At 36.4% G+C, this 18,185-nt stretch carries 16 protein-coding genes; 5 read left to right on the top strand and 11 right to left on the bottom strand.

Annotated elements, in window-relative coordinates; genetic code table 11:
• Nucleotides 1–149: 149 nt before the first annotated feature.
• From F6K23_RS29780 to F6K23_RS29800, 5 genes are all read right to left on the bottom strand, one after another.
• A complete protein-coding gene (locus tag F6K23_RS29780; RefSeq protein WP_293162554.1) occupies nucleotides 150–884 on the bottom strand; it encodes an energy-coupling factor ABC transporter ATP-binding protein in 735 nt (244 codons plus the stop codon).
• 11 nt (nucleotides 885–895) lie between these two features.
• Complete coding sequence (cbiQ, locus tag F6K23_RS29785; RefSeq protein ID WP_293162556.1) at nucleotides 896–1,696, bottom strand: cobalt ECF transporter T component CbiQ; 801 nt, start codon at nucleotides 1,694–1,696, stop codon at nucleotides 896–898.
• A 1,316-nt stretch (nucleotides 1,697–3,012) separates the two neighbouring features.
• Nucleotides 3,013–3,657, bottom strand: a complete 645-nt coding sequence (cbiM, locus tag F6K23_RS29790) for a cobalt transporter CbiM (protein ID WP_293162559.1) — start codon at nucleotides 3,655–3,657, stop codon at nucleotides 3,013–3,015.
• 333 nt (nucleotides 3,658–3,990) lie between these two features.
• Nucleotides 3,991–4,497, bottom strand: a complete 507-nt coding sequence (locus F6K23_RS29795; RefSeq protein ID WP_293162562.1) for a carboxypeptidase-like regulatory domain-containing protein — start codon at nucleotides 4,495–4,497, stop codon at nucleotides 3,991–3,993.
• A 588-nt stretch (nucleotides 4,498–5,085) separates the two neighbouring features.
• Nucleotides 5,086–5,937, bottom strand: coding sequence for a DUF4382 domain-containing protein (locus tag F6K23_RS29800; protein ID WP_293162565.1), 852 nt, complete (start codon nucleotides 5,935–5,937; stop codon nucleotides 5,086–5,088).
• A 575-nt stretch (nucleotides 5,938–6,512) separates the two neighbouring features.
• Between F6K23_RS29800 and F6K23_RS29805 the strand changes: the two genes are divergently transcribed.
• Together F6K23_RS29805 and F6K23_RS29810 are read left to right on the top strand one after the other, a co-directional pair.
• On the top strand, nucleotides 6,513–6,887 hold the full coding sequence (locus tag F6K23_RS29805; protein WP_293162568.1) for a helix-hairpin-helix domain-containing protein: 375 nt from the start codon (nucleotides 6,513–6,515) through the stop codon (nucleotides 6,885–6,887).
• Nucleotides 6,888–7,327: 440 nt separating this feature from the next.
• Nucleotides 7,328–7,762, top strand: a complete 435-nt coding sequence (locus tag F6K23_RS29810; RefSeq protein WP_293162571.1) for a bacterioferritin — start codon at nucleotides 7,328–7,330, stop codon at nucleotides 7,760–7,762.
• A 397-nt stretch (nucleotides 7,763–8,159) separates the two neighbouring features.
• On the opposite strand, the gene F6K23_RS29815 is transcribed toward F6K23_RS29810, so the two are convergent.
• A complete protein-coding gene (locus F6K23_RS29815) occupies nucleotides 8,160–8,633 on the bottom strand; it encodes a hypothetical protein (RefSeq protein WP_293162574.1) in 474 nt (157 codons plus the stop codon).
• 218 nt (nucleotides 8,634–8,851) lie between these two features.
• Here F6K23_RS29815 and petN point away from each other — a divergent pair, with 218 nt between their 5' ends.
• The 3 genes from petN (at nucleotide 8,852) to F6K23_RS29830 (ending at nucleotide 11,316) form a co-directional block, all read left to right on the top strand.
• Nucleotides 8,852–8,941, top strand: coding sequence for a cytochrome b6-f complex subunit PetN (gene petN / locus F6K23_RS29820; protein WP_124144543.1), 90 nt, complete (start codon nucleotides 8,852–8,854; stop codon nucleotides 8,939–8,941).
• A 558-nt stretch (nucleotides 8,942–9,499) separates the two neighbouring features.
• Complete coding sequence (locus tag F6K23_RS29825) at nucleotides 9,500–10,489, top strand: multicopper oxidase domain-containing protein (RefSeq protein ID WP_293162577.1); 990 nt, start codon at nucleotides 9,500–9,502, stop codon at nucleotides 10,487–10,489.
• Between the two features lie 38 nt (nucleotides 10,490–10,527).
• Complete coding sequence (locus F6K23_RS29830; protein WP_293162580.1) at nucleotides 10,528–11,316, top strand: hypothetical protein; 789 nt, start codon at nucleotides 10,528–10,530, stop codon at nucleotides 11,314–11,316.
• 451 nt (nucleotides 11,317–11,767) lie between these two features.
• Here F6K23_RS29830 and F6K23_RS29835 read toward each other — a convergent pair whose 3' ends face one another.
• From F6K23_RS29835 to F6K23_RS29855, 5 genes are all read right to left on the bottom strand, one after another.
• Nucleotides 11,768–11,956, bottom strand: coding sequence for a PAP/fibrillin family protein (locus tag F6K23_RS29835; protein WP_293162582.1), 189 nt, complete (start codon nucleotides 11,954–11,956; stop codon nucleotides 11,768–11,770).
• 6 nt (nucleotides 11,957–11,962) lie between these two features.
• Nucleotides 11,963–12,517 (bottom strand): fimbrial protein, encoded by a 555-nt coding sequence (locus tag F6K23_RS29840; RefSeq protein ID WP_293162585.1) that lies wholly within the window; start codon nucleotides 12,515–12,517, stop codon nucleotides 11,963–11,965.
• Between the two features lie 433 nt (nucleotides 12,518–12,950).
• Nucleotides 12,951–14,300, bottom strand: a complete 1,350-nt coding sequence (locus F6K23_RS29845; protein ID WP_293162587.1) for a response regulator — start codon at nucleotides 14,298–14,300, stop codon at nucleotides 12,951–12,953.
• Between the two features lie 497 nt (nucleotides 14,301–14,797).
• A complete protein-coding gene (locus F6K23_RS29850; protein WP_293162590.1) occupies nucleotides 14,798–17,494 on the bottom strand; it encodes an ATP-binding protein in 2,697 nt (898 codons plus the stop codon).
• A 384-nt stretch (nucleotides 17,495–17,878) separates the two neighbouring features.
• On the bottom strand, nucleotides 17,879–18,185 hold a 307-nt coding region (locus tag F6K23_RS29855; protein WP_293162593.1), incomplete at its 5' end, for a hypothetical protein.

An 18,185-nucleotide genomic window follows, 5' to 3' on the forward strand; every position in this document is an offset into this window, starting at 1 on the left:
GGGAGATGGGGAGATTGAATAATGAACATATACTATATAACCGGATTCTATATGAGGGAATAGGGGAGTAGGAAAGAAACCGAAATATATCCTCTCTTCTGTTAAAGGAGAGGTAATTATTAATTATTAATTATTAATTATTAATTGTTTTAATAATCAATAGGTAAACCGTAATATTCAAGAGTTGAACTATCTTGAATAATATTTTCAGTAGAAGTATCTACTTGAATTTGACCAGATTGCAAAATCAAAGTACGTTGAGTTACTTTAGCAACCCAGTTTAAATCATGGGAAGCAATTAATATAATTTTAACTGGTAATTGTAAGATAATTTTAGCTAAATTTTTTCGCCATAAAGGATCTAGACCATTAGTGGGTTCATCTAATATTAAAATTTCTGGTTTTAATGCTAAAACAGCGGCTAAAGCAGCCAATTTTTTTTGACCTCCTGAAAGTTCATATACAGATCGATGTGCATACTTTTCTAAACCAAATTTTACTAACAAATTATGAGCAATTTCTGTAGCAATTTCTGGAGATAAACCATAGTTAAGGGGACCAAAAGTTATATCCTCTAAAATCGTAGGCATAAATAGTTGGTCATCAGGATTTTGGAAACAAAAACCTATTTGACGACGTACTTGAGATAAAGTTTTTTCTTCTAGGAGAATTCCTTGAATCCAAATTTCACCAGATACAGGTTTTTTTAAGCCTACCAAAGTTTCCATGAAAGTGCTTTTTCCTGTACCTGTAGATCCTAACAAAGCGACTCTTTCTCCAGGATTAATTGTCAATGAAATACTTTGTAAAATAGGTTCATTTTGTGGATATTTAAACAATAAATCCTTCACATAGACTCCAGGTTCTGGGTAATCGTCTTGCATTTTATCGATGACTAATTATTAACAGTAAAAAAATATATTTCTGCAATTACAAAACTAGCAGCAATTATTAAAGATAAGAATAGATATATTAAGTCTGGTCTATATTTAAGATTGTTTGTAGAACCAGAATATATTCTATTATTCTCATTATGTAACACATTTCCATAACCGCGCAACAACATTGCCTGATAAACTCGTTCTGCTTGTTGATAACTTCGCACTAAAAGACTACCTGTAAGAGCAGCATAAACTGATAAGTTTCTCCAACTAAATTTGCTCCGCTGAAAACCTCTTAATCTAGTAGCTTTAAACATCATGCTCAGTTGATTCGATATTTCAAAAATATAACGATAAGATAACAAAAGTATATCGGTAATAATGGGAGAAATTCCCAACTGCCTCATCCCTTTGATTGTTGTTAAAAATGAACTTGTACCGAATAAAATCAAGCAAGTAGTCATAATGGCAAAAAAACGACTAACAATTAATATAACTGCCAGACATCCTTCCTGGCGAACTGTCAAAAATCCGTATTGCCAAATAATTGTTTGACCAGATAAAAAAGGTAATAATACGATTACTCCTAACAAAAAAAATCCTGGATAACGTAATCGACTAATTAAAAATGATAAAGGTAGCTTTGAAACTCCATAAAGCAGAATAGTTACTAAAAGCATTAATGGAATTAAATACCAACTATTCACAGTAGCAAAACCAAACATTAATGCCATTAAAGCGATAAGTTTATATCTCACATCCCACCGATGTATTGGAGAGTTTAAATTGGCATATTCATCTAGGGCAAATTTCATTACTATAGTAGGTATTAGGTAGTAGATTTTTCACAATTAATAATTAATTGTCTCTTCTCCTTCTTGAGCGGGGGAGTAGGGGGGGTAAGTAAACATAAGAATAATTAACAATAACTGGCTTCCTAATTATCAAAAAAAGTTATTCAGTCTGTGTTAATTACTTAATAATTGAAGTGTTATTCTGAAGCAAGAGACTTTAACTAGCTATCAACTTTTCCGTTCCGGAATGCTCCGCAAACAACATTTAGCTGGAGCGCTAAAAAATCAAGGGTTTAAGTCCCCCACTATATTTGAAAAAATTAATGGTGCGCCTTTTATGGGGATTTAAACCCCCATTATACACCCTGAAAATGCTGACTGCTGAAGTGCTGATAGCTGACTGCTACTTCAAATCTGGAATATTCTCTTTTTTTATCCCCCTAAAAGGGGAGGATTGAGACTAGAATTTTTCGGTCTTCTAAGTATAGCATTCCTTTTTCAATTCAATCTAACATCTAACTTTGAAAGCAAAGGAACAGATAACAAAAGAAGGAAAAAATTGTAGTTAAAAATTTGACTAACTAATAGTTATTCAAGATTGATTTGAAGGATATAGCAGTCGAAGGAAAGGTAAGGACATATCAAAAGCTTAAAACTCAGACAATGCCAGATTTTTTCTTCTTCCTTCTTACTTCTTACTTCTTCCTTCTTCCTTCTGCGTATAACCTATGAAATTTTCCCCCTCACCTATTTTCCATCACGATATTCCCTAGTTTCATATAGAATCCGGTTATATAGTATATGTTGATAATTCTATAGTTACTTCAATATTTAATCTCCCTTACCGAGTAATTAATAATTAATAATTAATAATTAATAATTAAATAATTCGCGCTTTGAAACCTCCCCTTTTAAGGGGAAAAAAGCGGTCGAGGGATGGCGAGGTCCCCTCGCCATATCCAATCGACCAAGACAGCGGTCGATATTCCCAGCTTCCCCGTTGGGTGGGATGGCGCAATTCGGAGCGGCTCTGATAAGAGCGGGTCTCCTCGCCATATCCAATCGACCAAGAAAAGAAATAATATCTCCTGATATTCAATTCCGTAACGGTTAAAACCCGAGGTAATTATCAATTATCCATTATCCATTATCCATTAATGAACGTAGGGTGGGATGGATGGGTTTCCTAAGCATATCCAATCGACCAAGAGAAAAGAAATAATATTTCCTGATATTCAATTCCGTAACGGTTAAAACCCGAGGTAATTATCAATTATCCATTATCAATTAATGAATTCCCTACTCCCCTACTCCCAACCCCTAACTATACAACAGTTCTAAGAAGGTAAAAGCTCTGGCATAACTCGACGCAAAAAACTGATAATCATTGCAGTCAAAATACCCTCTATTCCCATCAAAGGAATATGAGAAATCATTAATCCATAAATTACTCTCTGCTCTAAGACAGTATCAAACCCAGAAGGTAAATTTGTAATAATTATCGTAAAAAATATTAAACTAGAAACTCCAATAGCACTAGCTCCAGCAATAAATCCAAAAATACTCATAGATAAATTTTCCTTAATTCCATTTCCTAAAATATGACGTAGCTGAAATATTTGATAAGCCAAAAGCGCAGGTATTCCCATAATTAGAGCATTAATTCCTAAAGTAGTTAAACCACCGTGTCCGAACATTATTGCTTGAAAAAATAGACCAACAAGTATAGCTGGAAAAGCATAATAACCTAAAACAGTTCCTAACAAACCATTTAATACTAAATGCACGCTAGCTGGTGGGATAGGAATATGAATACTAGAAGCTACAAAAAAAGCTGCTGTTAATAAAGAAGCTTTAGGAATGCTAGCTTGAGGATTTGGTAAACGATTAATTTGGCGTAGAGAATACCAGGTAATAAAAGAAGTAATCCCATAGCCACTAATACAGAGTTGAGCAGGCAAAATACCTTCTGAAATGTGCATTATTGAAGATTTAAAAATATCCTGAAAAAAGTCAAATAATAATTAATAATTAATAATTAATAATTCAATAATTCAATAATTATGGTTTAAAGCCGACCCTTTTAAGGGGGAAAAAAGCGGTTGAGGGATGGCGAGGTCCCCTCGCCATATCCAATCAACCAAGACAGCGGTCGAACTTCGGAGCTTCCCGTAGGGTGGGATGGATGGGTTTTCTAACCATATCCAATGGACTAAGAGAAGAAATAATATTTCCTTATATTCAATTCCGTAACGGTTAAAACCCGAGGTAATTATCAATTATCCATTATCAATTATCAATTAATGAACATTATTCTAATGTTCTTCTTGTGGCCGATCTTGAGTTTTAAATCGCCAGAAAAATAAAGTAGTTCCCACAAAACCCCACATAGTACAACCGATCATTAATCCTTTTTGTAGCGGGTTATAATCATTAGAAATATTGGCTAAATACTTGTTATTGTTGCTGACATTATGATGATGGTAATTGTTAGATTCATCTACTTGAAAAGGAATACTGACCAGCCCACCATGACCAGCTTGACGCACCTTAATTTCCCAAGTTCCAGACTGAGAAGAATCAGGGTAAAAAATAAAATTTCCTTGCTCATCAGTTGTGCCTTTTAACCAAACTTTATTTGGTTCGATAGGAGCATAAACTGTGACAGAAGCATTAGGTAAAGGAGTGCCAGTATCGTAAGTAGCATTAATCTTAATTGCCTGAGTAATTTGGTGTTGAATTTTCACTCCATGAGCTATGGCTTTTCCCTGTAAACTTACTGAAGATAAAAATATTAAAGGAATAACAAATTGCCATTTCATATTTTACCTATGTATAATTTTTACCTTAGCAATCTTGCCATTATTTACAATTAAATTGGATTTATTTTATAGAAAATCCCGAATTACTAAATTACCCAGTTTAATTTATAAGATTTCTTACCGAAAAATTGGGTTTAAAGCCTCGCCCTTGTAGGGCGACTTTTTATTTGAGCATGCAAGTGAATTGAATATATGCTATTGTGTCATTAGTTGCCGGGGGGCACTCGGAAACTCGTGCGCGGACGTGGAGGGAAGCGTTAGACTACCGCCAAGGAAGCAGCACCTTGTGTTAGCGGCAGCTATGCGAAGCAAAGCGTCAACCCGCCGAGGAGCTACGGCTTAGTAGGAATTCCCGCGCCTTTAGGCCGGGGAGGATGTCAAAAGGCTAAAAGTCCAATAAATTACTAGTGCAGGATGGCAGAAATAACTAACCAGTTACAAAATCCTAAAAGTCTTACCAATCAATACTTTTGACTGTATTGAGTGCGTCTTACATTCTGAGGACACCTCAGAATTACGCACTCGATGCATGACTTTTGACTTTTAACTTCCGCGTAGCGGCAATAGACAAAAATTATCTTTGACTTTTTAATTTTGACTTACCAATGACTCATGACAATGACCTTCACCTACATGACCCAAACTGGGTAAAATTGTCATTAACTTTTGGTAGTCATTAGCAGAAAGTTTGCTTTTCAATGTAGCCATATCTGCTTCAACTTTTCCTCCTTCGGCGATCGCTGCTAGAGGTGCAAAACCTAATGCTCCTGTATTAATTTCGTCATCTGAGGCGGCATTACCATCACCGAAAAGATGGTCAAAATGGAATGTTGCTTCCAATTGCGCAATGTCTCCACCTTGGACAATACCTTTACGCTCATCCCCAACAAAATCTCCACAAGTAAATTCTAGCTCCTGGTCAACTTTTAGGGTGAAAGGTATCGTCTGACCATCTTTAGTTGCTGTGCCATCCATTAATAAAGAATAACCTTGAGCTGGGCCAACCGTTGCTTTGAGCATTTTCCAAGAGAGGGCATTGTAGAGACCTGGAGGTGCAGATACTTCACTTACCAAAATAGCTTCCGCAGTTTCATCCCCCTCTGCCAAGTCTACTGTTTTAGTTTGAGCAAGAATGACTTTTTCTTTTGCCTCTGGTTTTCCTCCCATTTCAGCATTATAGGGTGGGTCTGTTTGGTAGGCAGTGACTTCGACTAAGTTCGCGTAGAGTTGGTCAAATGTTACTTTCCACCCATCTTTAGTAACAAAACCTTGTCTCACAAAGTCTTCTCCATTGGCACGAAGTTGGAGAGTGCCTGGAATATCTTCAGTTGCTTGGGTTTGCTCGGTCTCAGTTTCAGTTGTTTGGGTTTGACAACTGCTCAGTAGAGCACTAGGGATGATAAAGGCCAATATTGACCATATTAAAAGCTGTTTTCTCATCTTCATTGCTTTTACAGTTGTACGGTATTTGTACAGATAGGATTTTGAAAGTAAGCAAATTTTTAGGTATGGCATTTTGATTTACAGAAAATTATCTTTTCTGTGGCTGGTTTAATACCCCACCCTCAACGGGGTTATAGCAGTGGAAGGAAAGGTGAGGACAGATCAAAAGCTGAAAACTCACACAACGCCAGATTTTTCCTTCTGCCTTCTTCAAGGACATCAGTGACCATTTTTCTCAAATATTGCTGACTTTTTTGGCCTTAATAGATCACATATCTCTGTTATTTAGTAAACACTTTTTTACAAAAATTAACAATCCCTGGGGAGGGCATTATGTGGACAAAAAAACAATTGAGTTTAAAAAAAAAATTTTATAAATTGACATCTAAAGATTTAAAATTGCTTTTAAACTTTGAGTTAATCACTATTACTATCAAAAATAAGATGATAAGATTATGACTTTAATAAAGATAAAATAAAAAAAACTAATATGTAAAAAATTGTCAATATTTTTGAGACCCCTTACAATATTTAATTGTCTTAGCATTAGTCAAAAAACTTACTTAACTAATATGATGAATCACTTTCGTTTTCTATCCTTATCTGGAATCATTGCTAGTTTAATTGCTATGAGTTCCTGTGCAAATACAACTACTCCAACTGTAGATCCTAACGCTAATCCTAATAGTTTAAATTCACCAGTATCTACTGCTACTGACAACATGAGCAAAATAGATATAAATGATGCTTCAGACTCAGACTTAAAAAAATTAGCAATCAAGTTAAACATACCCGATCTACCAGAAAAAATTAAGGAAAATCGTCCTTACAAAGATATTAATGAACTGGCAGTCAAAGAAATTATTAGTCCTCAACAATTAGACTTTGTGAAGAATGATATAACTGTGGCAAAACCTACCCCACTACCAGAAGAAGAAGACAATTAATGTAAGCATTTCCTGCGGAATGCTGCGCAAAAAACCATTAGATATTAGTTAGCCTCTTGTCGAGGAAATACGTTAACAGCAATTAATTTTGGGGAAGGTAAAAGCAACCTTTGAAACTGAGAAAGAATAAAAAGTTACTGCTAAAGTCTCCTTCCCAAACCTGAGAAATAATTATTTATTACTAATTGCTGTTTGCGTAGCATCCCGCAGGGAAGTGCTGACTGCTAATAGCTGAATACTTACCCTCTACTAATATATTCCTTATTTACTTAGTAGTAACTTAGTAGGGGTTAAAAAAACTTTTGTATTGAAATTATCTATAGATAAAATTAATATTTTTCATCCTTAAATAAAAGTTAAAATAATATATTTTATTGATTAAATGTATATAATTCAAAAGTGACAATTAAGCTAAAAAAATTAAGCATTGAGACACTAAAATGATAGAACTTAATACAGAAAAAGCTGTAGAGTTATTAAACTCTGTTATGGAATTTGAACTAGCAGGAGTAGTGCGCTATACTCACTACTCCCTAATGGTGACAGGACCTAATCGCATACCAATTGTACAATTTTTTCAAGCTCAAGCAAATGAATCTTTACTTCATGCTCAACAAGCAGGAGAAATATTAACAGGTTTAGAAGGTCATCCCACATTAAAAGTCGCTCCAATTGAAGAAACAAATCAACATTCAGTACCAGACCTTTTAAAGGAAAGCCTTAACCATGAAGCTAAAGCTTTAGAACTATATAAAAGTTTCTTGCAAATTGTAGAAAACGCAAGTATATATTTAGAAGAATATGCTCGCACCATGATTGGTCAAGAAGAGTTACATAATATGGAAATCAAAAAAATGTTGCGTGACTATAGTTGATTAATTTAACCTAGAATAAATATCTAAAATTATCATAGCAATCCGTCTAAAAAATGTGAATATCTGCCCAGAAATCACATATTATTTAGGATTAGAAAAAGAGCAATCGGATTGCTTCATTTTTTCCTAATACCAAAGAAAAAATATCAACTATTTTGAAAAAAAATTGCGATTATTTACCAAAAATTATCCGCTTTTTCATAGCTAAATATTTATTCATCTTAATTAGTAGGTATAGCAATCAGGAATCAGTTGTGAGAATTGAGATGTTCCTTAAAAGTATAGAATATAGCAATTATTATTTTTATATGATATGTTTTTTTCTTCTTCTGTGTTCCCTGTTCCCTGTTCTCTGTTCCGTAAAAGTTTTCAATATCTCACAACTAAAATCATATTGCTATAAAGAAGGAAAAGATTTAATCCACTTTTGATTAATACTCCAATCCAAAACAAGGCCAGCCACAGCAAAAGCCACTACACTTTCTATACCCAGGACTATTAAAGGCCATAAATCAAGAAATGTATCCCCATAACTTAATCCCACATCAATTTCTCCCAAACCTCTGACACTGCCAAAGGCCACTACTGCTCCAGATTTTAGATGGGGGTTGCTATCCTGACGGATAATATAACGATAAGTCACGCCAAACAGAAATCCACTAATAAAAGCGATCGCGCCCTGAAACAAAACATTCCAGCCTAGAGCTATAATTTCTAAATCTGCCAATAACTCAAACTTATGGGCCAAAAATAGGCTGTTGCCCAAGGCGATCGCCCCAGAGGTTAAAAATAGGGAAATACCAGCTATAGTTCCTGCTTTGAGAGATTCTATTCTTTCTGTGAAGGTAAAATTTGATGAGTATTTGACCATATACTATATCTTTTTATTGATTACCATATGTTTTTTGTCTCACTTAATCTTATCTTGTTTTTCAGACGGCTTGACATACTTAAATTTATACATAAATTGCGATAAACTTAATATTATTATCCTGTTTGATACTTTTGATTTTTTCATCTAGTCAAAATACCCTAAATCAAATATTATAAAGTTTGGAGTAAATGTTTATCTTTTTCTAAATTGTAGTTATGGATATTTTGTCATTAGGCTGGGTTTCACTTTTAGTTGTGTTCGGTTTCTCTATTTCTATGGTAGTCTGGGGTCGTAACGGTTTCTAGAAACTAAGCATCAGTTTTTATAAACCTAATTTTTTTTGATGCGATCGCACTAAATACCTTTTCTGAGCAATACCAGTAGATGGGGTAGGTCTGTTACCTCTCCCCATCAACCTTAGAAAATAACATTGCTGAACCAATAATCATATAAAACTCCTCCTTATTCCCTCAAGCAAATATCCATCAATAAATATAGGTAATATCATGTTCCCCCGGAGGGGGAGCTACGCTAACGGACGGGTCAGTTATAATAAAATTTAAGGACTCCGGGTACCGACAGTACCAAATAAATACTGAAATTATCAATACCCCATCTCCAATATTTCCTGTGTATTCCTCCTTTCTTCCCCTCCTGGGAGGGGTTAGGGGTGGGTTGACTCCTGAGGACTGACTCGTAACAACAGTTATTTATAAGTATTCAACCGTTAGCGTAGCTTCCCCCTCCGGAGGAACATTATATAAGCAGAATTACTTTTATCGCTACTTATTGACAAAAATAGAAAATAACTATATTTTAATTATTAACTTATTAATAAAAACTGTCAATAATTTTCTACAAATATGGCTAATCCCCTAGAGCCAGAAAAATCATTAATTTGGAACAGACGGCAATTCCTAAAGCTAGGTTTAGTAGGTAGTGGAGTAACTTTAGCTGGCATTACCACTCAATATATTATACCTGCATTGTCATCATCACTCGAAGCTAGGGCAGCCATCAATACTATAGAATTAAATCCTACAAATACCCTAAGAGAATTTGATTATGGAATTATCAAACAAGAAAACGGTCGTCAAATCCGAGAATTTCAGATAAAAGCAATTAATTCTAAATTACAACTAAATCAAGCAGTATCCTTTATTAGTTGGAACTATAATGGTCGGGTGCCTGGGCCAACATTAAGAGCAACAGAAGGGGAACGAGTCAGAATAATTTTCGAGAACGAAGGTGGTCACGCCCACACAATGCACTTCCACGGCATTCATCCAGCAGAAGTAGATGGAGTGCGTCCAGTGCGTCATGGGAAAACAACCATTTATGAATTTGACGCTCAACCTTTTGGCGTTCATCTCTATCATTGCCATATTACCCCAGTAACTCGTCATGTCACTAAAGGGTTGTACGGAATGTTTATTGTTGACCCTCCCAACTCTCGTCCCCCTGCAGATGAGATCGTATTAGTAATGGGAGGTTATGACACTAATGGTGATGGCAAAAATGAGCTTTATGCTTTTAATGGTTTGCCAAACTATTACAAAACCCATCCGATATCAATTCAGCAAAATCAACTGGTACGTTTGTATTTACTGAATATGATTGAGTTTGACCCGGTTGCAACATTTCATATTCATGCAAATTTTTTCCGGGTTTATTCTACTGGTATGAGTCTTAAACCCTCACAAGAAACAGATGTAATTACTATGGGAACTGCAGAAAGACATATTCTAGAATTTTCCTATCCCTATCCAGGTAAATATATGTTTCATCCCCACCAAGATGCAATTGCAGAAAGTGGTTGTATTGGTCTGTTTGAGGTTTTGTCTCAGACTTAAAATTTTGAGTAAATTATCAATTTATCAGGTAATTAATTATGGTTAAAATAAATTCTGTTTTCCGTTATTTGTTTGTTGGGTTTGTTACTACTTTATTAGCGGTCGCTTTTAACCCTAATATTCAGCCAACTATGAGTAATAATTCTATGTTTTTTTCTACTCCTAGTTTAGCCGTTGATTCGGAAAGTAAAGATGTTGACTATATGACAAACCTGGGATTAATGAAGGGTCATTTATTAGTAGGAAAAGAATTAATTGCAGCCGGAAAAGTAGACCAGGCAAAACCTCATTTTGGGCATCCGGTAGAAGAATTATATATAGATATTGAAAATCAGTTGGATGACCGGGGCGTTAAACAGTTCAAAAGTAGCCTTAATAATTTGAATGATTTTGTAGTAGCTGGTGCTGAAGATACTAATAAATTGAATAGTATGTATCAAGAAACTTTGCAGGAAATTGATACAGCTATTTCTAATTTGCCAGATGAAAAACGTCAAAATTCAGCATTTGTCCTACAGGTGATTAATGGATTATTAGATACTGCTGGAGCAGAATATGAAGCAGCAATTCTTGATGGAAAAATTGTCGAAATTATTGAGTATCAAGACTCACGAGGCTTTGTTGACTATGCAGAGACTATATACAAAAATATAGCTGATGAAATGGCGAGTAAATATTCTGATATTGATGCAGAAATACAAGCAAATATGACAGAATTAAAAAAGGCTTGGCCGTCTGCTATAGCACCAGAAACAGCAGCAATGAAACCTGCTAAAGTATCAGAGTTAATTGAAGAGATTAAGCAGAATAGTGAAAAGGTGAAATAGGTAATTTCAGTTATAAGTTAGCCTCCTATGGTAGGAACTGCGTAAATGTTTCTGGAGTTTTGACTATATCAATAGATATCTCCAGAAATTAAACTATTCTAATTTGACCTTTGATCGACTATTTATGTGGTTGAAATTGTGAAATTAATTAGGGTTTGCTGATTAAATATCAAAGCATTGACTTATATTGGTTCTAGCATTTTTGGGTCTAAAAAAGTGCCAGATTTTCGGCTCAAAAAGCTCAAAAAGATAGTATTTTGGGACGATTATGGCAAAAAAATCACTCTTATAATTTTTCTGACTACCTCCTTTATAATTCCATTTCTCCTGTCTCCTGTCTCCTGTCTCCTGTCTCCTCCCCCTACTAAAAGACTTTATTCAGCAAACCCTAATTAGGGATTGCTGATTAAATCTAATCCCATTCACTTTTTCCTTCTTCCTTCTTCAAAAATTACGCTAAACGCTCACAAACTAGAATAGTTCCCTTTTCTCCCAGTGTAATGCGAAGTTCTTCATCTAAATAAAGCACTTCTAAACGACCTTTAGGCGATCGCTTCATTGTAAAAGAAATTTCTCCTGTTTCTGTATTCATACCTTTGGGTGGCACTAACCCAAACATCAACTTTAAAAATACAGACATTAATTGTTATTTTAAACTTTTCTTTGATGATTTATCTTGACCAAATATATCTTTCCAAATTGACAAATTTTCACCCTTTTGTGGAGCTAAAGTTCCTCCAGTAAATTCGACTTGTAAGGTATTATTATCGGCAGGATAACAAACACCTAAATTACGAACAATACCTTTTAATGGTGGGAATAATTCATCAATAATACTAAACTCAACTACAATATCATGGCTACGTTTTTCCCCTTCTCCTAACAACACAACAGGTTGTCTAACAGAATCAATAACTAACTTTAAATTGGTAGGTTCAAACATATTAAATGCTAACCTTCCCAGAGTATAAGCATATTTACCATTAGAAAGTTTTTCTCCTTGAGGAAAAGAAGGGGCACTAATTAATAGCCAATCTTGAGATTCTAGAAGGGAGTTATGGGTAGGGTCTACTATAGGGTTAAGTTGAGAAAGTTGGTCAATTTTTTCCTTAACATTCTGCTGTTTAACATCTCCATCATAGGTCTTCAAAGCTTCTCTCAAAGCAATTTTTGTTTCAAGTATTGTTGCTGTATCATTCATGATTTTTTCCCCAGATTGTAGATTAATTACCTGTATTAAATTAATTTAACATCAATAGCGTAGGGGTTTGCTCTCCAAACCAGGACTGAATGTTTGTGCGTCAAGAAAGTGTGGGAAGTGTGGGGAGGGTGGGGAGACAGAGGAAGTAGGAGAAATAATTCTACCTGTATCTTTTCCTAACTTTTTGGTCGCTCAAGCTTAAATATTTGCACTTTTTTGGCGACCAAAATGCTAATTTTTTTATATATTCAGTGCTTTTAGATTAGATTCGCCAGCCATACTTACTTATCCCACACTTTACTAATGCACAACCGACTGAATTTTGTAGGAATAGAGGAAGCAAATCTTCCTGAAATTATTTGACATTTAATATTGATTTTTTTTGTTTAATTGTGGTAATATTATTAATTTTTTTTAGGAAAAATACAATATTTTATCTGGGAATCATAATTGTAAAAATTGTACCTTGCCCAATTGTTGAATCACAACTAATCTGACCACCGTGTTTTTCTATTACTATTTGATGGGCGATCGCCATCCCCAAACCCGTTCCTTTGCCTACTTCTTTGGTGGTAAAACCTTGCTCGAATATTTTCTCTTTTACCTCTTGTGCCATTCCCATTCCGTTGTCGGCAATTCGCACTATCGCCTTCTGTTTATCCTCGCTTAATTCTGTCGTAATAGTGATTCTATTTGGTTCTTTTTCTATTTCTTGAAAAGTTTTTCCAGCATTACTTTCCTCGAAAGCATCAATTGCATTCGCCAAGATATTCATAAATACTTGGTTAATTTGCCCTGCATAACATTTTACTGGTGGCATATTACCGTAATTTTTAATCATCTCGATAGCTGGACGGTTTTCGTTAGCTTTGAGGCGATATTTTAAGATTAATAAGGTACTGTCAATTCCATCGTGCAAATTAAACTCAGTTTTTTTATCGGTATCCTTACGAGCAAATGTTCGCAGAGATGTACTGATATTGCGAATGATATCGTATCCCCCTTGCATTGATGCAATCAGTTTTGGGAAGTCTTCAGCAACAAATTCTAGGTCGAGGTCTTCAATTTCTGCGATGATTTCATCATCAAGGTGGGAATTTTCGCGATAGAGAGAAAGTCCTACCAATAAATCTTGCAGATGTTTTTGTGCGACGCTGACATTGCCACCGATAAACCCAAGGGGATTATTAATTTCATGGGCAATTCCAGTCACGAGATTGCCCAAGGTTACCATTTTTTCATTTTGTACGAGTTGCAGTTGTGCCTCTTCAAGTTGCAAGTATTTCTCTTTGAGCTGTTGATTTGCCTTTTCCAGTTCTTGATTAAGTGTCTTGAGTTGTCGATTTTGTTGGGCTAATTTTTGAGATTGAATAAAGTTAGTTTTTTGGAGTATTTCTCGCAAGCGAAAAAGTTGTAAATGAGTTTCAACGCGAGCTAAAACTTCTTCTGCTTGTACGGGTTTGGTAATATAATCTACTCCCCCCACACTAAATGCTTTAACTTTGTCAAATATTTCGTTCAATGCACTGATAAAAATCACGGGAATATCTCGCCATTTTTCATCTTCCTTGAGATACTCGCACATTTCATAACCATTCATTTGCGGCATCGTAATATCCAATAAAATCAACTCCGGAAGGAAATTTTTCATTCCCATTAGAGCTAACTTAGCACTGGGGAAAGCTCTAACTTCATACTCGTGTTCCTCCAAAAGATTGGATAATAAATGCAGATTAGCGGGGGTATCGTCAACAACAATAATTCGACCGTTATTTTCAATCATGGCTAATAAATATCTCCAGAAAAGAGGGAATAGGGAACAGGGAATAGGGAACAGGGAACAGGGAATATATTTTTAGGAAAAAGGTAAGGAAAATAATTTTGTGAAGAACTTTTAGTTCTCTTGCTTATAGTAAATAAAGGGCAAGTTTGTTTTCTGAAAATATATAATGTTTTTAAGATAAAATATTTAAGATTTTGGCATTGCTGATTTGAGGTATAATATCTTGTCCGGATCATAGGGCGAGCAAAAAACTTTCTCCTTCTACTCCTGTTTACTTCTTCTTTCTTCCCTCCTGAGTCCTGAGTCCTGAGTCCTGAGTCCTGAGTAATGGCGTTGCTGAATTGAAGTATGAATGCGCGATTGTTTGGTTCTGGTCAAGCCCCCGCTGGTCCCCCAAAATTGGGGGACTTTTAGAGTTTTATTCCCCCCAAAATTGGGGGGCTAGGGGGGCAAAATCATACCCAGAATCACCAACGCCAAATAATTAATATCATACACTAATTCAGCAACGCCAAGATTTTTTCATACTCGAAGTTATAAAGAGATGTTTGTAAAGCCTCCGCTAACTCCTCGTATTCGAGAGAAATTTTTTCTACTATACCATTCATGGTTTTACGATCTGAACTCAGGATAGCATCCTTTAATCCTATTTGCCATTCTTCGGGTAATGTCGCTAAATTTTCTGGCGTTAATATTTCCCTTGTGAGTTTGATTTCTTTCTCTTGCACTTCTTCATAGATAAACTCGACACCGATATATTTGTGCATCGCCTCAAATATATCTTCCTCTCGAAATGGCTTCCTCATAAAAGCATCACACCCTGCAGACAAGATTACCGCTTTTTCTTCTTCTAAAACACTGGCAGTCAAGGCAATAATTACCGTCGCTTGTCCTTGGGTCGTGGCTTTGATATTCTGGGTAGCTTCGTAAGCATCCATCACAGGTATCCGCATATCCATCCAAATCAAATGGGGTTGCCATGACTCGAAAATTTTGATAGCTTCTTTGCCGTTGCTGGATTCTTTGATTTCAAATCCGAGGGGACTGAGCAGTTTCACTAACAACTGGCGATCGAGGATTTTGTCATCTACGATCAGGATGCGATAGCGTGGTTGCTTGGGAGCAAGAGCGATGACTCTCCGTTTTTGTTTTTCCGTTTCTACGACTTCGGCATCCACCTCTTCGACTTGAATCTCAAAACCGAAGGTTGTCCCTTGTCCCACTTGAGAGGTGATTTGGATATCGCCGCCCATTAACTGCACGAATTTACGGGAGATGGGCAAACCTAACCCCGTTCCTTCTTGTGCCTCTTTGCCAGTTTTGGTTTGGACAAAGGCTTCAAAGAGTTTCTCAAGTTCTTCTGAGGCGATTCCCGCTCCGGTGTCTTCTACAGCAAAGGATATCCGTTTGGACTGGGAACTGCCTGGGATTTCGATAGGGGTTGCTCGCAGGGTGACACCTCCTACTTCGGTGAATTTGATGGCATTGTTCAACAGATTGATCAGGACTTGGCGCAGTTTTACTTCATCGGTGCGAATATAGCGAGGCACACTTTCATCTCTTTCTAGTAACAGTTGCAACCCTTTGCCGTCAGCTTTGAGTTGGAACATATGGTGAATGTCATCAAGAAGACGATGTAAGTCGAAGTTCTTTTCGTTGAGGGTGATTTTACCAGCTTCAATTTTGGAGAATTCGAGAACGTTGTTGATGAGGGTGAGCAGGTGTTCTCCACTGCGAGAGATGATGGCAAGGTTTTCTTGGTAGTCGCGGGGGAGGGTTTGGGAACGGGTCATAATTTGGGTAAAACCCAGGATGGCATTTAATGGAGTTCTCAATTCGTGACTCATATTGGCAATAAATCTGCTTTTCGCTTGATTAGCAACTTCGGCTTTTTCTTTGGCAACTACAAGTTCAGCATTGGTTTTTTCGAGGGTTTGAAAAGATTCTTTTAATTGACCTGCCATGCTATTGAATGATTGGGCTAATTCTCCCAATTCATCGTGACCGTGACGTTCCAAATGAACGGTGCGCTCCCATTTGCCTTGAGCGATATCTTTAGCTGACTGGTTCAACGCAATTAAAGGATGAGTCACCCAACGAGCTGTTAAAATTCCGATTGTGGCAGCAATAACTAATGCAATAATACAAAGAATGATTGTTATTCGGGTATTCTGATTAATTTGTGCCATAAAATCTGCTTCTGGAATAATCACAACAATTAACCAGTCCAAACCTTTGGCGTTGGGGTCTTCAAAAGGAGTAACTTGAAGAAAATGGCGTTGATCATCGATCGTAAATTCGAGATGTTGAGATTTTTCAATCTTGTTTAAATCACCAAAATGATTTTGTAAATAATTTGTTGTTGATCGGATGGTGGAAATTTGACTATCGGTTGCATTGAGACGGACTAAATCTTCTCCTTGACTTAGAAATGGCTGTTCTTCTGTTGAGGAAGCAACAATATTGCCATCACGTTCGATAATAAAAATTTTTCCCGTTCTACCAACACGCAAATTTTTGAGAAAATCACCTATTTCTTCGAGAGTAATATCAATTCCCGTTACACCCAATAATTTTCCCGATTCATTATAAACAGGTTTTGAGAGTGTCATCCCCAAGGTTTTGTGAGAGAAGAAAATATAAAGACTCCATGTAGAAATTTGAGATTGAAATGATTCTTGATACCATGGTCGCAATCGCATTTGATAGTTAGGACGACCACTAACTTTTTTCGTGGGACGACCTCGTTCGTCGATTGCATAGGATTGAAACTCTCGTTGAGTGGTTAATGGATCGGATATCTTGTAGACTAATTTTCCATCCGTTCGTCCTACTCCGATATACTTTTCTTGTTCGTGTATGCCAATTTGAATGGTATTAATTTTTGGAGTTAATTTAACTTGTTTCCAAAAGTAATCTCTGATTTTTTCCGGATTATTGACATTGAGAATATTGATATTGAAAGCCGAATCATTCAATGTATTGATAGTGTGAGGAATTTCGAGATAGTCACCAACATACTGCGTTGCTCTTGACGTAATTTCTTCCCGCAGTTCTTGAGTGATTTCCCGGATCGCTTTCTGACTATTTTTAAATGATAGATAACTAACAATTCCAACCGCAGAAACAATTTGAATAATAAATGGAATCACAAAAACTGTGCGAAGAGAAATGGAGGAAAAGAGTTTTTTCATTTTTTTATCTTTATTTTTAATCATAACTAATATCATGTCCGGTTGAACAGTTATAGAACCCCTGATCGTATCTTCATAAATGTTAGCTAGGAGTCAGGAGACAGGAGACAGGAGACAGGAGGTAATATAAAATCCGGTTGAATACTTATCTTATGTTTGGGGGTGGGAAGTGTGGGGAGGGTGGGGAGTGTGGGGAGAAGGGGAGGTCGAGAGATTGAAGGCGAGAAAGTGTCGATAGAATTATAAACATATACTGTATAACCGGATTCTATATAAGAAGGAAGATGTGGGGAGAAATAATAAAAAAAAAATCAACACTCTTTCAGATGATTTTCGGTCAAAATTGATGCACGAAAAGACTTGACTAGCATAATTATATAGCAATCAAATGGGTTCTATAGAACCCCTGAGTGGTATCTGTGCAAAGGTGAGGGTTTTTGGCAAAGGAGTCAGGAGATTGAGAAATAAAATATGGGAAAAAAGTTGAAATTTGCCCCACACTCCCCACACTCCCCACACTCCCCACACTCCCCACACTTCCCACACCTTCCACACTCCCCACACCTCCCACACCTTCCACACTCCCCACACCTCCCACACCTCCCACACTCCCCACACCTCCCACACTCCCCACACTCCCCACACTCCCCACACTCCCCACACTCCCCACACCCCCCACACTCCCCACACT

This window comes from Okeania sp. SIO2C9 (genome assembly GCF_010672455.1).
GTDB lineage: Bacteria > Cyanobacteriota > Cyanobacteriia > Cyanobacteriales > Microcoleaceae > Okeania.

Coding starts and splice junctions, on each gene's coding strand:
- F6K23_RS29780 (WP_293162554.1), bottom strand. CDS start 884: ATGCAAGACGATTACCCAGAACCTGGAGTCTATGTGAAGGATTTATTG.
- cbiQ (WP_293162556.1), bottom strand. CDS start 1,696: ATGAAATTTGCCCTAGATGAATATGCCAATTTAAACTCTCCAATACAT.
- cbiM (WP_293162559.1), bottom strand. CDS start 3,657: ATGCACATTTCAGAAGGTATTTTGCCTGCTCAACTCTGTATTAGTGGC.
- F6K23_RS29795 (WP_293162562.1), bottom strand. CDS start 4,497: ATGAAATGGCAATTTGTTATTCCTTTAATATTTTTATCTTCAGTAAGT.
- F6K23_RS29800 (WP_293162565.1), bottom strand. CDS start 5,937: ATGAGAAAACAGCTTTTAATATGGTCAATATTGGCCTTTATCATCCCT.
- F6K23_RS29805 (WP_293162568.1), top strand. CDS start 6,513: ATGATGAATCACTTTCGTTTTCTATCCTTATCTGGAATCATTGCTAGT.
- F6K23_RS29810 (WP_293162571.1), top strand. CDS start 7,328: ATGATAGAACTTAATACAGAAAAAGCTGTAGAGTTATTAAACTCTGTT.
- F6K23_RS29815 (WP_293162574.1), bottom strand. CDS start 8,633: ATGGTCAAATACTCATCAAATTTTACCTTCACAGAAAGAATAGAATCT.
- petN (WP_124144543.1), top strand. CDS start 8,852: ATGGATATTTTGTCATTAGGCTGGGTTTCACTTTTAGTTGTGTTCGGT.
- F6K23_RS29825 (WP_293162577.1), top strand. CDS start 9,500: ATGGCTAATCCCCTAGAGCCAGAAAAATCATTAATTTGGAACAGACGG.
- F6K23_RS29830 (WP_293162580.1), top strand. CDS start 10,528: ATGGTTAAAATAAATTCTGTTTTCCGTTATTTGTTTGTTGGGTTTGTT.
- F6K23_RS29835 (WP_293162582.1), bottom strand. CDS start 11,956: ATGTCTGTATTTTTAAAGTTGATGTTTGGGTTAGTGCCACCCAAAGGT.
- F6K23_RS29840 (WP_293162585.1), bottom strand. CDS start 12,517: ATGAATGATACAGCAACAATACTTGAAACAAAAATTGCTTTGAGAGAA.
- F6K23_RS29845 (WP_293162587.1), bottom strand. CDS start 14,300: ATGATTGAAAATAACGGTCGAATTATTGTTGTTGACGATACCCCCGCT.
- F6K23_RS29850 (WP_293162590.1), bottom strand. CDS start 17,494: ATGAAAAAACTCTTTTCCTCCATTTCTCTTCGCACAGTTTTTGTGATT.